This is a genomic window from Gordonia sp. VNK21, from assembly GCF_046098115.1.
GTDB lineage: Bacteria > Actinomycetota > Actinomycetes > Mycobacteriales > Mycobacteriaceae > Gordonia.
In genome coordinates this window covers 210,533-222,880 of record NZ_JBJURU010000001.1, presented here as the reverse complement: position 1 = coordinate 222,880, position 12,348 = coordinate 210,533, and the positions used below count along the sequence as shown (strand labels likewise).

The 12,348-nt window shown below is 71.0% G+C and carries 12 protein-coding genes; 4 read left to right on the top strand and 8 right to left on the bottom strand.

The features are described 5' to 3' along the window. Window positions 1–113 precede the first annotated feature (113 nt). Together hemE and hemG are read left to right on the top strand one after the other, a co-directional pair. Complete coding sequence (gene hemE, locus ACJMNC_RS01130) at window positions 114–1,139, top strand: uroporphyrinogen decarboxylase (protein WP_408946448.1); 1,026 nt, start codon at window positions 114–116, stop codon at window positions 1,137–1,139. Beyond that, the gene (hemG, locus tag ACJMNC_RS01125; RefSeq protein WP_408946114.1) at window positions 1,136–2,512 is read left to right on the top strand and encodes a protoporphyrinogen oxidase; all 1,377 of its coding nucleotides are present in this window, start codon (window positions 1,136–1,138) and stop codon (window positions 2,510–2,512) included. Before hemE ends, hemG begins: the two co-directional genes overlap by 4 nt. A 59-nt stretch (window positions 2,513–2,571) precedes the next feature. Here the strand turns inward: hemG and ACJMNC_RS01120 are convergent, their stop codons facing one another. Continuing rightward, window positions 2,572–4,323 carry a DUF222 domain-containing protein gene (locus ACJMNC_RS01120; protein WP_408946113.1) on the bottom strand — a complete coding sequence of 584 codons (1,752 nt, stop codon included), beginning with the start codon at window positions 4,321–4,323 and terminating at the stop codon, window positions 2,572–2,574. A 181-nt stretch (window positions 4,324–4,504) separates the two neighbouring features. Here ACJMNC_RS01120 and hemQ point away from each other — a divergent pair, with 181 nt between their 5' ends. Next, window positions 4,505–5,200: a hydrogen peroxide-dependent heme synthase gene (hemQ, locus tag ACJMNC_RS01115; protein WP_408946112.1), complete on the top strand. Its 696-nt coding sequence runs from the start codon at window positions 4,505–4,507 to the stop codon at window positions 5,198–5,200. On the opposite strand, the gene ACJMNC_RS01110 is transcribed toward hemQ, so the two are convergent. From ACJMNC_RS01110 to ACJMNC_RS01085, 6 genes are read right to left on the bottom strand one after another with little or no spacing between them, the layout of a single operon-like run. Then, window positions 5,184–5,654, bottom strand: coding sequence for a peroxiredoxin (locus ACJMNC_RS01110; protein ID WP_408946111.1), 471 nt, complete (start codon window positions 5,652–5,654; stop codon window positions 5,184–5,186). The two genes, hemQ and ACJMNC_RS01110, sit on opposite strands and share 17 nt — an antisense overlap. 14 nt (window positions 5,655–5,668) lie before the next feature. Beyond that, window positions 5,669–6,082 carry a peptide-methionine (R)-S-oxide reductase MsrB gene (gene msrB / locus ACJMNC_RS01105; RefSeq protein WP_408946110.1) on the bottom strand — a complete coding sequence of 138 codons (414 nt, stop codon included), beginning with the start codon at window positions 6,080–6,082 and terminating at the stop codon, window positions 5,669–5,671. Continuing rightward, window positions 6,079–7,341, bottom strand: a complete 1,263-nt coding sequence (locus tag ACJMNC_RS01100) for a glycosyltransferase family 87 protein (protein WP_408946109.1) — start codon at window positions 7,339–7,341, stop codon at window positions 6,079–6,081. Before ACJMNC_RS01100 ends, msrB begins: the two co-directional genes overlap by 4 nt. 33 nt (window positions 7,342–7,374) lie before the next feature. Beyond that, a complete protein-coding gene (locus ACJMNC_RS01095) occupies window positions 7,375–8,937 on the bottom strand; it encodes an alpha/beta fold hydrolase (protein WP_408946108.1) in 1,563 nt (520 codons plus the stop codon). Further along, the gene (locus ACJMNC_RS01090; protein WP_408946107.1) at window positions 8,934–9,641 is read right to left on the bottom strand and encodes a dihydrofolate reductase family protein; all 708 of its coding nucleotides are present in this window, start codon (window positions 9,639–9,641) and stop codon (window positions 8,934–8,936) included. The genes ACJMNC_RS01095 and ACJMNC_RS01090 overlap by 4 nt, the downstream gene beginning before the upstream one ends. Then, complete coding sequence (locus ACJMNC_RS01085) at window positions 9,638–10,681, bottom strand: asparagine synthase C-terminal domain-containing protein (RefSeq protein ID WP_408946106.1); 1,044 nt, start codon at window positions 10,679–10,681, stop codon at window positions 9,638–9,640. Before ACJMNC_RS01085 ends, ACJMNC_RS01090 begins: the two co-directional genes overlap by 4 nt. Window positions 10,682–10,787: 106 nt before the next feature. Here ACJMNC_RS01085 and zapE point away from each other — a divergent pair, with 106 nt between their 5' ends. Further along, window positions 10,788–11,804 carry a cell division protein ZapE gene (zapE, locus tag ACJMNC_RS01080; protein ID WP_408946105.1) on the top strand — a complete coding sequence of 339 codons (1,017 nt, stop codon included), beginning with the start codon at window positions 10,788–10,790 and terminating at the stop codon, window positions 11,802–11,804. 27 nt (window positions 11,805–11,831) lie between these two features. On the opposite strand, the gene ACJMNC_RS01075 is transcribed toward zapE, so the two are convergent. Next, window positions 11,832–12,308, bottom strand: coding sequence for a hypothetical protein (locus ACJMNC_RS01075; RefSeq protein WP_408946104.1), 477 nt, complete (start codon window positions 12,306–12,308; stop codon window positions 11,832–11,834). Between the last annotated feature and the right edge of the window lie 40 nt (window positions 12,309–12,348).

Here is a 12,348-nt window from a genome sequence, read left to right as displayed (position 1 = left end):
CCGAGTCTCGCAGGCGCGCCGGAAAGACGACGGGCGAGCACTACTGGAGGCGGGGATGACACGATGGAGCCATGACCTTCACGCACAGCCGTTCCCGGCGCTCGCCGGCGCCGATGCCGCTGCTGGCCGCCGCCACTGGACAGACTCCCGCCCGCCGCCCGGTGTGGTTCATGCGCCAAGCCGGCCGCTCCCTGCCCGAATACCGCGAGATCCGGGCCGACCGCGGCATGCTCGAATCCTGTTTCGACCCCGACCTGGTATGCGAGATCACCCTGCAGCCGGTGCGCCGCCACGACACCGACGCCGCCATCCTGTTCTCCGACATCGTGGTACCGCTGCGGGCCGCCGGCGTGGACCTGGACATCGTCGCCGGCACTGGCCCGGTGATCGCCCAGCCGGTGCGCACCGCTGCCGACGTGGCGGCCCTGCCGCGGCTCGACGCGGAGGCGGTGGGCGCGGTGACCGCGGCCATCGGCCAGATCCTCGGGGAACTGCCCGAGAACAAGGCGCTCATCGGCTTCGCCGGGGCACCGTTCACTCTGGCGTCCTACCTCATCGAGGGCGGCCCGAGCCGCACCTATCAGCGCACCAAGACCATGATGCTGGCCGAACCGGAACTGTGGCACCGGCTGATGGGCACGCTCACCGACATCACGATCACCTTCCTGCAGGCGCAGATCGCCGCCGGTGTGGATGCGGTGCAGCTCTTCGACTCGTGGGCCGGTGCGCTTTCCGAGGAGACCTACCGGAGCCACGTGGCGCCGCATTCGGCGCGGGTCTTCGCCGAGATCGCCGAGGCGGGTGTGCCGCGCATCCACTTCGGGGTGGGCACCGGCGAACTGCTCAAGGCGATGACCGATGTGGGCGCCGACGTGATCGGCGTGGACTGGCGGGTGCCGCTCGACGAGGCGGTGCGCCGGGTCGAGGCGCCGGTCGCCGTGCAGGGCAACCTCGATCCCACCGTGCTGCTGGCCGGGGAGGACGTGCTGCGCCGGGAGGTGGCCCGGGTGCTGCGCGACGGCGAGAAGGCGATCGACGCCGGGGCCCGCGGGCACATCGTCAACCTCGGGCACGGGGTGCTCCCGGACACGCCCGCCGAGGCCGTGACCCGCGCCGTCGAACTCATCCACTCCCTGTGAGCGTGCGGCTGGCCGTCGTCGGCGGCGGCGTTTCCGGACTCACCGCCGCCCACCGGCTGCGCCGCAGCTACGGCGCCGACGCGCTGATCGACCTCTACGAGGCCGATCGGCAGGTCGGCGGACTGCTGGCCACCCGCGACGTGGCCGGGGTGCCGATGGATGTCGGGGCAGAGGCCTTCATCGTCCGCCGCCCCGAAGCGACGGCGCTGCTGGCAGAACTCGGTCTGGCCGACGAGGTGGTCTCGCCGGGGCCTCTGCGCCCGGCGATCTGGTCCGGTGGACGGCTGCACGCGCTGCCGTCGCCGGCGGTGATGGGCATCCCGGCCGGACCGGAGGCCCTCGGCGCTCTGCTCGCCGGCGATCAGCGCAAGCTGATCGCCGGCGAGTCGGGCCGCCCGCTGCACTGGCGGACCGGCGCGGACCCGTCGGTGGGCGTATTGGTCACCGAACGTTTCGGTGCGACGGTCACGGCACGCAGCGTCGACCCGATGCTCGGCGGGGTCTACTCGGCCCGGGCCGACGATCTCGGTCTGCGGGAGGCCGTTCCGGCGCTGGCCGCTGCACTCGACGCCGGGGCGCCGTCGCTGACCGCGGCGGTCGCGAGTCTCACGTCGGCGCAGTCGGCGGCGGCCGGTCCGGTCTTCGGCGCACTGCGCGGCGGCTACCGCCGGTTGGTGCAGGTTCTCGAGCGGGCCGGCGGCGCACAGGTGCACCGCGGCTGCGAGGTCACCGGGCTGGCGCGAACCGGCACGGGGTACACACTGGTCACCGCGGACGGGACGGCCGCCGACTACGCCGGTGTGGTGGTGGCGCTGCCGGCTTGGTACGCGGGTCCACTGCTCGCGGAGACCGCACCGCAGGCCGCCGCCGCCTTCGCGGCGGTCGCTCCGGCCGGGTCAGCGGTGGTGGCGGTCGCGCTGGCCGACGGTTCCGCGGTGCCCGAGCACTCCGGGGTGCTGGTGGCCTCCGACGCACAGGACCTGCGCTGCAAGGCCGTCACGCTCAGCTCCCAGAAGTGGCCGCATCTGGCCGGCGGACCCGCGTTGCTGCGGGTCTCCTTCGGTCGGCTCGGCGCCTCGGTTCGTGGCACCGACGCCGAACTGATCGCGGCGGCCACCGAGGACCTGGCGGTGATCTTCGCCGCGGCCGGACTACCGGCCCCTCAGGTCGCCGGCGCCCTGGTGCAGCGCTGGCCCACCGGACTGCCGCACTACGGTCCGGGGCATCTCGCCGCGATGGACCGAGCGCTGACCCAGTTGCCGCCCGGGCTCGCGGTGGCCGGCGCCGCCCTGTCCGGGGTCGGCGTCCCGGCCTGTATCGGTGCCGCGGGGCGAGCCGCCGAGCGAATCGCCGCAGACGTCCCCGCCCGCTGAACGACGGAGCCGCTCAGAAGGGGAGGGGCGGGCCGCTCAGAAGGGGAGGGGCGGGCCGCTCAGAAGGGTGGTGGTCCGGCGTCGTGTTCGGCCTGCTCGCGTAGTTCCCGGTTGCGGGCGCGGATGGATCTGCGCCAGGCGTGTTTGTATGCGGTGGCGGTTTGTCGGCCGCCGCCTCGGGTGGTGGGAGTAGCTCCTTCTTCGATGGTGTGGTCAGGTGGCGGGTGTGCGAGCCCAGTAGCCACCGGTGACTGCTCGTGCCGGCATCGGAGGCCGGTCAGTTGCGGGAAGAGCCATTGGTTTTCGGCGCGGGTCGCGAGGGTGGTGCCGTGCCGGGTGGTGATCGAGGTCCAGAACACTCCGTCGGTGTCGATCCACAGGTCGTCGATCCAGCCGTCCTGTGGGCGCCGGGCACCCAGGTGTGTCTTGAACTGGTGGTGTTTCAGGCACTTCGGGCCCAGGTTGCACAGACACGTCGGGCCGCCCGAGGCCGGGCAGATCTGATCGAACTCGTCGACGTGGTCGAGTTGGCAGTTCCAGGCCGCACGGTCACAGCCGGGAATGGTGCACGTTCCGAACAGGCCGCGCACCAGGGCATCGACGGTGGCGGTCGGACGGTACGGGTCGGCGTCGTGACAGGTCCGATCGATCCACCCCGCTCGTGCAGGAGCGGACAGATCCCCCAGGTCCAGATCTCGCACCACCGTGTCCGGGCGCTGCGCGAGCCGCCGGATCTGTTCGGCACTGATCGGCCCGTGACCATCGAGATAGCCCGGAACGTGCCGGTCCCGTCGCCGTACCGGCCCGGCAGCGTCGTCGGGCCCGGTCGCCTCGTCGGGTCCGGTCGCCTCGTCGGGTCCAGTGGTGTCGTCGGGTTCGGTGGTGTTGGCGGGTTCGGTGGCCTCGTCGGGCTCGAGGATGCTCTTCTGGCAGACCGCGTGAATGACTATCCGGGCCTGGCGTTCGGAGACCTCGTCGTCGCTGAGGGTGGCGGTACAGGTCGCTGCGTCACCGCAGGCGCAGGTGAACGGCACCCGCCGCAGGCGGGCGATCGCCGCCGCCGATCGCCGCTGACCCGGGGTCCGCGGATCGTTCGGGCAACACCCCTTGGCCAGCGCGGTGACCGCTTCGAGTGCCAGGCGTGATTCCTCGGCGTCGGCGGTGATCGTCAACGCCCCGAGGCCCTCACCCCGGTCGCGGTGGACCACATTGGTGCGCGACCGGTTCTTCTCCCGGCGCCGCCGGTCGGCGTCGACGTCCCGGCGGGCGACGACCCGGTCGGCGAGCCGCCGGGCGGCCCGCACCGAGATATGGCCGGCCTTGCCCAATCCCGACGCCAGGTCCGCGTCGACGGCGGCCAGGATCTGCGGGTCGTCGACGATGTCGGTGCGATCGACCACCGTGGTGAACATGTCCGGATCGATCACCCCGTCCCGCAACAACTCCGACGTGCCCGGCAGACGATCGGCGGCCGCCATCGCCTCAGCGACCAACGCCCGCGCCCTGCCCGTCGGCACCGCGAACCCGATCGCGACCTCCTCGACGGTGACCGTCCACGGATCGAGCAGATCCCGCTCGGCCACACCATCGTGGACCTGCTCGCCGACCTCGGCCAGCGCCAGATCGAGGAACTCGGCAATACCCCGCAGCTGCGACCAGTACAAGAACGACTGACCCCGATGCGCGGCCACCGCGAACGCCATCCACCCACGACACTGCGCATCGACACCGGCGTCGTCCCCGGGAACGGTCATCCCGGCGACAGAACAATCGACCTGCCCCCACGCCGCTGCACCGTCCGTGGATGCCATCGTCATTCACCTCCCCCCGCGAGCCGACACACGATAGCTTGTATGTTCGACTCTAATATGACACGAGGTACTGACAATCCGATGTGGGCCGACTCCCTGCGGGACACTCCGCCACGCCGCACCGTCGGCCGCCGACCAGCCTGACTGATCCGGGCGCACGGTCCGGTGGCACTATGGAGTCATGGCTCGCTTGGACTATGACGAACTGAACAACACCATCCGCTACCTGATGTTCTCGGTCTTCACCGTGCGGGCCGGGGAACTGCCCGAGGACCGCACCGAGGCGATCGCCGAACTCGAGGAGTTCGTGGCCGGGCTGGCCGACCGCGGCGTGGTGCTACGCGGCCTGTACGACGTGGCCGGCATGCGCGGTGACGCCGACTTCATGTTCTGGTGGCACGCCGAGACCATCGAGCAGATCCAGGCCGCCTACAACGACTTCCGCCGCACCACCGTGCTGGGCCGGGCCAGCGACCCGTTCTGGAGCGGCGCCGCGCTGCATCGTCCGGCCGAGTTCAACAAGAGCCACATCCCGGCCTTCCTGGCCGGTGAGGAACCGGGCAACTACGTGTGCGTGTACCCGTTCGTGCGCTCCTACGACTGGTACCTGCTGCCCGACGAGGAACGCCGCACCATGCTGGCCGACCACGGCAAGGCCGCGCGCGGCTACAAGGACGTGCGGGCTAATACCGTTCCGGCGTTCGCACTCGGCGACTACGAGTGGATCCTGGCCTTCGAAGCCCCCGAGCTCCACCGCATCGTCGACCTGATGCGTGATCTGCGGGCCACCGAGGCCCGTCGGCACGTGCGCGTGGAGATCCCGTTCTTCACCGGTCCGCGGGTGGAGCCGAAGCAGTTGCTCAGCGCGCTGCCCTGAGCGCCTGCAGCGCGCCGTCGGCGTGGGCCCCCATGTTCACCTCGCTGGCGATCACCGCCAGCACGGTCCGGTCCTCGGCGATCACGAAGGTGGTGCGCTTGACCGGCAGCAGGGCACCGAGCAGGCCGCGTTTGACGCCGTACCGTGCGGCCACCGCGCCGTCCTCGTCGGAGAGCAGCGGATAGCCGAAGGACTTGGTGTCGGCGAACTGCGCCTGTTTGGCCACGCCGTCGCGGCTGATCCCGACGCGCTGCGCTCCGGCCTCGGCGAACTCGGCCGCCAGATCCCGGAAGTGGCAGGCCTCCTTGGTGCAGCCCGGGGTCATCGCGGCGGGGTAGAAGAACAGCACGACGGGGCCGTCGGTCAGCAGCTCGGACAGACGGCGTTCGATGCCGGCCTGATCGGGCAGCGTGAAGTCGGGCGCGGTATCGCCGACGGCGACGGTCGTGGGCACGGGGCCTCCTGGGCTCAGGCCTCGTCGAGGGTGAGGCTGATCGAGTTGATGCAGTAGCGCAGATCGGTGGGGGTGTCGTAGCCCTCGCCGGCGAAGACGTGACCGAGGTGACTGCCGCAGTTGGCGCACAGCACTTCGGTGCGGGTCATGCCGAGCGAGTCGTCGCGGCGTTCGATGATCGCCTCGCCGGCCAGCGGAGTGAAGAACGACGGCCAGCCGCAATGGGATTCGAACTTGGTGGTGCTGCGGAACAGTTCGGCACCGCACGCGCGGCAGCGGTAGACGCCCTCGGCGGTGGTGTCGGTGTATTCGCCGGCGAACGGCGCCTCGGTGCCGGCCTGGCGCAGCACCCGGAACTCCTCCGGGCTCAGCCGTTGCCGCCAGTCGTCGTCGGTCAGTGCGGACGGATCGGCGGGAAAGTCGCTCATGCCTCCACGGTAGCCGCGGTGGGCTCCTTCCGGCCACCGCCGGACTCCGGCTCCGGCTCGGCGGCCGCGTCGTCGCCGGGCGCCTCGTGCCCGCGGACGTCGAGCCAGCGGAACAGCAGCACGAAGAAGATCACGGTCAGCAGCAGCATCCACCCGACGGTGAACCGCGAGTACTCGATGTTGCGGCCCAGCGGCTCCCAGCGGCGGGAGGTGAACGGCTCGAAGCTCAGGAACAGGAACGCCGCCAGCCAGGCCGGCCAGTTGCGGAGCGCGGAGCCGCGCAGGAGGACCGTCGCCAGCAGCGGGAAGAGCAGCATCGAGTAGTAGCCCTGGCCGAGTGAACCGGCCAGCCACAGGGCCAGCAGCAGCACCCCGGACGAGGTGGTGAGCCACAGCAGCTCATCGGTGCGGCGGTAGTAGCGGTACAGGAACCAGAGCGAGAACACCGCCATCACGACGGCCGCGATGCGCAGGACCAGGATCAGCCAGCCCGGCACTCCGAAGTACAGGCCGAAACCGGTCAGCGAGCTGTTGTAGTAGTCGCGGGCCTCGAACAGGTAGGGCGCGGTGCGGTCGATGAAGTCGCGAGGGTCCGCGGCGATCGGCCACGCCACCGCGTTGAGCAGAACCGGGACGCCGATCGCGGTGATCAGCGTCTTGAACTGCCGATTGAGCAGCGGCAGCAGCAGCAGGGGCGCCAGCACCGGTTTGACCGACAGCGTCAGTCCGAGGAAGACACCCGCCCACAGTTCGTTGCGAGTGCGCAGCAGCAGCAGGAAGGCCACCATGCCCAGCAGCACGAAGCCGTTGAAGTTGGTGAAGATCAGCGTGTTCGAGACCGACTCGGAGAGGAAGAAGAACACCAGGGTGGCCGGGAAGAGCCAGGAGTCGGCGCGGTAGCCGAACAGCCGCACCAGCAGGTAGGCGGCCACGATCAGCGCGATCACCGAGGCCGCGATGAACAGCCAGCGCGCGTACAGCGGATCGAGTTTGGCCAGGGGAGCCATCAGCAGGCTGCCCGACGGCGGATACAGGTAGTGCGGATCCACTGTGTCGTAGTTCTCGGTGTACACCGGCAGCCGGTTCACGAAGTTGAACGCAGCGTTGTAGACCGGCGTGAAGTCGTCGGTGCGGGCGCCGTTGACGGCGAGGAACACCGAGCGCTGGACGATCAGCACCACGCTGATGGGCCACAGCACCGCGCTCAGGATGCGGGACACGTCCTGACGCGGGTAGAGGTACCGATCGATAGCGTTCACCCGCGAAACCGTACTACATCCGTGGCGCCGGACTCAGGAAGGGCACGCCCGCTGCTTCTGGCCCGAGAGCGGGCGGTCGCCGAGGTATTCGTCGGCGACCTGGGCGGCGCAGTCGCTGCTGCGCATCACCGACAGGCCGATGCCGTCCCAGCCGACGGCGGCCGGATCGGCCCCGGCCGCGACCAGCAGCGGGCTGAGCGTCTCGACCGCCTTGGCGCCGTTGACCGGATCATTGGTGTTGATCAGGATCAGCGGGTCGACGAGGAACGAGGTGGGGGCGGCCCCGCTCTCGGCGGCCCCCCAGCCGTCGCAGCGACCCAGATCCAGGGCTTGAGTCACGGCGGTCATCGGCGCGTCCTGCTCCCAATCGGAGGCCAGGCTGGGCAGCGAGTCCAGGCCGGGCTTGCCGACGATGTCGTTGCACCGCGACACCAGCTGACCGTCCGAGATGCGCAGCGGCTGTGCCTGTGTGGCCAGTTCGCGCAGGGCGGCGGTCTGTCCGCGGTCGGCGTCGACGAGGGCGTCGCCGAGCTTCTTGAGGGCGTCGGGGCTGCCGTCGCCGAGCGCGAGCGCCGTGGTCACGGCCGAGAGCACCGCGGTATCGGACAGACCGGGCAGGCTGCCGCGGCCGGCGGCGCTGATCACCCGCTGCAGGGCGGCCGTCGGGTCGCCGCCGCCGAGGGCGCAGCCGACCGCCGAACAGCGGGCGGCGAACGCGGCGAGGCTGTTCTGCAGGCCTTCGGCCCGGGCCGACGCTGCTTGCGGGGCGGCCACGTTGTAGCCGACCGGGGAATCGAGGATGAGCCGGCCGAGCTGCTTGGGGTGGGCGGCCGCATAGGCCAGCGCCACCGAGGAGCCGCTGCCGACGGACCAGATGCCGATACGGTCCACCGACCACCGGCTGCGCAGCTGTTCGAGGTCGGCGGCCGCGGCGACGGCGTCGTAGTGCAGCTGGTCGGGGGAGAGCGTGTCGTTGCACATGTCGGCGGCCCCACGGGCCGCCTGGGCCAGGGCCATCACCCGATCGTTCAGCTTCCGGCCGTCTCCGGCCCCGTCCTCGGCGATCACCGACCGCTGCGACTTGGTGAGACAGTCGATCGGGCTCGACAGACCGATTCCGCGGCGGTCCACGGCGACGATCGGATGGCGGACCAGCAGTTCCCGGACCGCATCGACGTTCAGACTGAGCAGCAGCCGTGAGCTGGGCAGGTCGTCGCCGGTGGTCAGGACCAGCGGCGCGGCGTCGTCGGGCGTGTCGGGGAGCGTGGCGCGGACCACGCCGACGGTGATGGTGGAGCCGTTGGGGCTCGCCGGATCGATCGGGGAGTCGAAGTCGGCGCAGGCGAGTTCGAGACCCTTCGGGGTCGGCGCGTCGTAGGATTCGAGCTCGTCACCGCACGAGCCGTAGTTGAGGTCGTTCCTGGGCGCGCTCAGTTCGGGCAGGGTGGGGCTGCCGCCGGTCTCACCGCCGCCGTCGTCGCCGCGCACCACCTGCGGACCGGGGTCGGGGCCGGCGGTGCAGCCGGTGAGCACCAGCAGCGCGGCCAGCCCGCAGGCGGCCGCACCGCGCCACCGGCGCCGGCGCGATGAGGTCATCGGGTGCTCTCCTTGATCGCGGTCCAGCGGGTGAAGACGAAGTCGTCGACGAGCCCGGCGAACACCGGGCGGTACCGGTGGCCGGCTTCGGGGGCGGTGCCGGGATGCCCCACACCTCCGGTGGCCGGGGACAGCGCCACACACATCTCGTCGACCAGCCCGGCCTGGGCCAGTGCGGCGGCCACCCGGGGGCCGCCCTCACACAGGATGCGCTGATGACCGGCCGCATACAACTGCTCGATGGCTCCGCGAAGATCCGCCGCCTGCAGCAGGGTCATGGTCCCGGCCGACCGGGTGAGGGCCTCCTCGGCGGCCGCCCGGGCCGACGGGTCGTCGCCGGTCAGCACGAGGTAGTTCCCGGTCTCGGTCTGCCGCAGGAAGCGGTCGGGCGAGCCGATCCGTCCGGAGGAGGTGAGCACCGCCAGCGGGGGCGGACCGCCCTGGCCCCGCCGGCGCCGGGCGGCCGCCTCGTCGTCGGGCAGCCGGACTCCGATGTAGTTCTCGGCCATCGCCGTCGAGGCGCCCACCAGCACGAGATCGGCGGTGGCCCGCAGATGGTGCAGCAGGGCGTTGTCGGCCGGGCCGGAGAAGTGTCCGGAGGTGCCGTCGGCGGCCAGGCTCGCGTCGAGCCCGTAGACGAAGTTGGTGCGCAGACAGCGGCCCGGCGGCCAGGCGTAGTTCTCGAACAGTTCGTCCCGGTTCACGGCGTCCCCTCGCCGTCGGTGACGCTCAGCGAGCGCAGGAACAGCCGGACCGCGGTGTGCTCGATGGGCTCGGTCAGGGGGTCGGCGTAGGTGTTCTGGTCGTCGTCGCGGGCCAGGTCGGTGCGGGCCGACTCGGCGAGGGCGCCGACCACACCCGAGGAGACCTGCAGCGGCGCCTTGGCCGTCCACACGAACTCCGGCGGCAGTCCGATCCGGGCGCCGGCGTAGCGCAGCAGGTACTTGTCGTAGATGCGGCCGTCCGGGCCCGGCCGCCAGAGCAGCGCGGGGTGGATCGACATGGCCAGCCGCCAGAAACCCTCCGTCTGGAAGACCTGGATGAACTGCTCCGCCGACGGTCCGAGCAGCCGTTCGTAGTAGTCGGGGATGAGCCGGCGGCGGGTGAAGTTGCTGTGCACCTTGGCCGTGACGGTGGACCGGAACTCCTCGAGTCCGGCGTCGCTGCCGGGGTCGGCCGCCAGCGCGGCCCCGCCCATGAACAGGGCATCGGATCCGGCTCCGGTGAGCACCGGGCCCGTCCCGAGTTCCTCGAAGCGGTCGAAGGCGGCGCGGTTGGGGATGGCGGAGGTGATCTCCCAGAGCTCCCAGGTGCCGATCCGGCGGATGCACGACCGCGCCGCGTCGGCGATGCGGTCGACGTTCAGCCGCAGCACATCGTGACCGAAGCCGAGGTGTGCCGCCACCTCGGCGCCGCGCAGATCGTCCGGCCGCCCGGCGGCGGTGTCGGTGATGACGGTGATCGCGTGCGGCGCCATCCCGAGGCGGGCGGCCACCCCGGCGATCAGGATCGAATCGATGCCGCCGGAGAGCATCAGGCCGACCGGTCCGGGGTGCGCCTCGATCACCGCCTGCAAGCGCGCTTCGAGCAGGGTCACCACCAGGTCGGCGGCCGTGTCGAGGTCGGTGATCGGGTCGGCCCCGGCGAAGGTCATGGCGGTGGGATCGTCGGCCACGTACTCCACGTCCAGGCCTGACTGCGGAAAGAGCTGGGCCCGCTGTTCGAGGGGGATGGCAGAGACCATGCCCGCCAGGTTAACAGCGCGCCGGCCGGCGACGCGGCTGTGACCTGGGTCGCTTTTGCCGGAAGGAGTCGCACCGCCGGTGCGGTGGCCCCGTTAGGCTTCCCCCATGGTGGAACGACTTTCCGAGCGGAACCCGGTGATCGCCCCGGACGCCCTGATCGGGGAAATGGTTCCCCCGTCGATGTTCGACGAGGTGAGTTTCGATTCGTACATCCCCGATCCCAACGAGCCCAGCCAGGCTGCGGCGGTGGCGGCGGCCCGCGACTTCGTGGTCCGCGCGGCCAAGCTGCGCTCCGGCGGCAGGAAGGGACTCTTCCGCAAGGCCTCGACGCCGCAAGGTATCGGCCTGTACCTCGACGGCGGCTTCGGTGTGGGCAAGACGCACCTGCTGGCGTCGATCTACCACTCGATGCCCGAGCCGAAGGCGTTCGCGACCTTCGGTGAGGTGACCAACGTGGTCGGCGCGCTCGGCTACACCGACGCCCTGGAGCGGCTCGCCGGGCACAGCGTGCTCTGCATCGACGAGTTCGAGCTCGACGATCCGGGCGACACGATGGTGGTCTCCCGGCTGCTGACCGAGCTCAGCGCCCGCGGCGTGTCGATCGTCGCCACCTCCAACACCCTGCCCGGCCAGCTCGGCGAGGGGCGGTTCGCCGCGCAGGACTTCCTGCGCGAGATCCAGAAGCTGTCGTCGATCTTCGAGACTCTGCGCGTGGACGGTCCGGACTACCGGCATCGTGATCTGCCGCCGGCGCCGGAACCGGCCACCGAGGCCGAGCTGATCGCCCAGGCCGAGGCCACCCCGGGTGCCACCCTCGACACCTTCACCGAGCTGACCGACCAGCTCGCGCGGCTGCACCCGTCCAAGTACAAAGCGCTCGTCGACGGGGTCAGCCTGGTGTGCATCACCGATGTGCGCCCGGCCCCGGATCAGGCGGTCGCCCTGCGGCTTGTCGCGCTGGCCGACCGGCTCTACGACGCGGACATCCCGGTGGTGGTCTCCGGCGCGAAGCTCGACGAGCTGTTCACCCCGGAGATGGTGGCCGGCGGATACCGCAAGAAGTATCTGCGCGCCACCTCGCGTCTGCTGGCGCTGTCCCGATTCGCCGAGTCCGTCGGCTGACCCGCCCGCCCGGGTTCCGGTGCCGGCTCAGCCCGGCACCGTCACGGTGCCCGAGCAGGTCGCGGCCGGCAGGGTGAGCAGCCCCCGGTTGGTGCCGCTGATGGTCACCTTCACCTTGCCGCGGGCGGGGATGTCGTTGATCATGTAGCCGCCGCCGTCGGCGAGGAACTGGTGCACCCAGTGCCGGTGGTAGGTCTTCGTCGCGCCGGACGCGAGTTGCGTCACCTTCACGACCGTGTCGCTGGCGAACGGGAAGATGCTCTTGCTGTCCGAGGAGACGTCGAAGCGGCCGGGGCGGGCGACGTCGGTGGTGATGGTCGCACCCCCGTAGGCCGGCAGGTCGACGATGTTCGGGTTCATCGAGTAGCACTGTGCGCCGATGGTGTGCAGGACGTAGTCGGCGTGGGCCTGGCCGGCGGTGCCGGCGGCGCCGCCGGCCAGGGCCGCCGCGGCGGTGGCGGCGAGCAGGATCGGGGTGCGGAAGCGGTGTGCGGTGCGCGGCATGATGACCATCCTCGTATCGATCGTTCAGCGGACGACAGTC

What these genes read in the sequence shown, in the direction of transcription:
- hemE (WP_408946448.1), top strand. Translation starts at nt 114, where the DNA reads ATGCCGCTGCTGGCCGCCGCCACTGGACAGACTCCCGCCCGCCGCCCG.
- ACJMNC_RS01120 (WP_408946113.1), bottom strand. Translation starts at nt 4,323, where the DNA reads ATGGCATCCACGGACGGTGCAGCGGCGTGGGGGCAGGTCGATTGTTCT.
- hemQ (WP_408946112.1), top strand. Translation starts at nt 4,505, where the DNA reads ATGGCTCGCTTGGACTATGACGAACTGAACAACACCATCCGCTACCTG.
- msrB (WP_408946110.1), bottom strand. Translation starts at nt 6,082, where the DNA reads ATGAGCGACTTTCCCGCCGATCCGTCCGCACTGACCGACGACGACTGG.
- ACJMNC_RS01095 (WP_408946108.1), bottom strand. Translation starts at nt 8,937, where the DNA reads ATGACCTCATCGCGCCGGCGCCGGTGGCGCGGTGCGGCCGCCTGCGGG.
- ACJMNC_RS01085 (WP_408946106.1), bottom strand. Translation starts at nt 10,681, where the DNA reads ATGGTCTCTGCCATCCCCCTCGAACAGCGGGCCCAGCTCTTTCCGCAG.
- zapE (WP_408946105.1), top strand. Translation starts at nt 10,788, where the DNA reads ATGGTGGAACGACTTTCCGAGCGGAACCCGGTGATCGCCCCGGACGCC.
- ACJMNC_RS01075 (WP_408946104.1), bottom strand. Translation starts at nt 12,308, where the DNA reads ATGCCGCGCACCGCACACCGCTTCCGCACCCCGATCCTGCTCGCCGCC.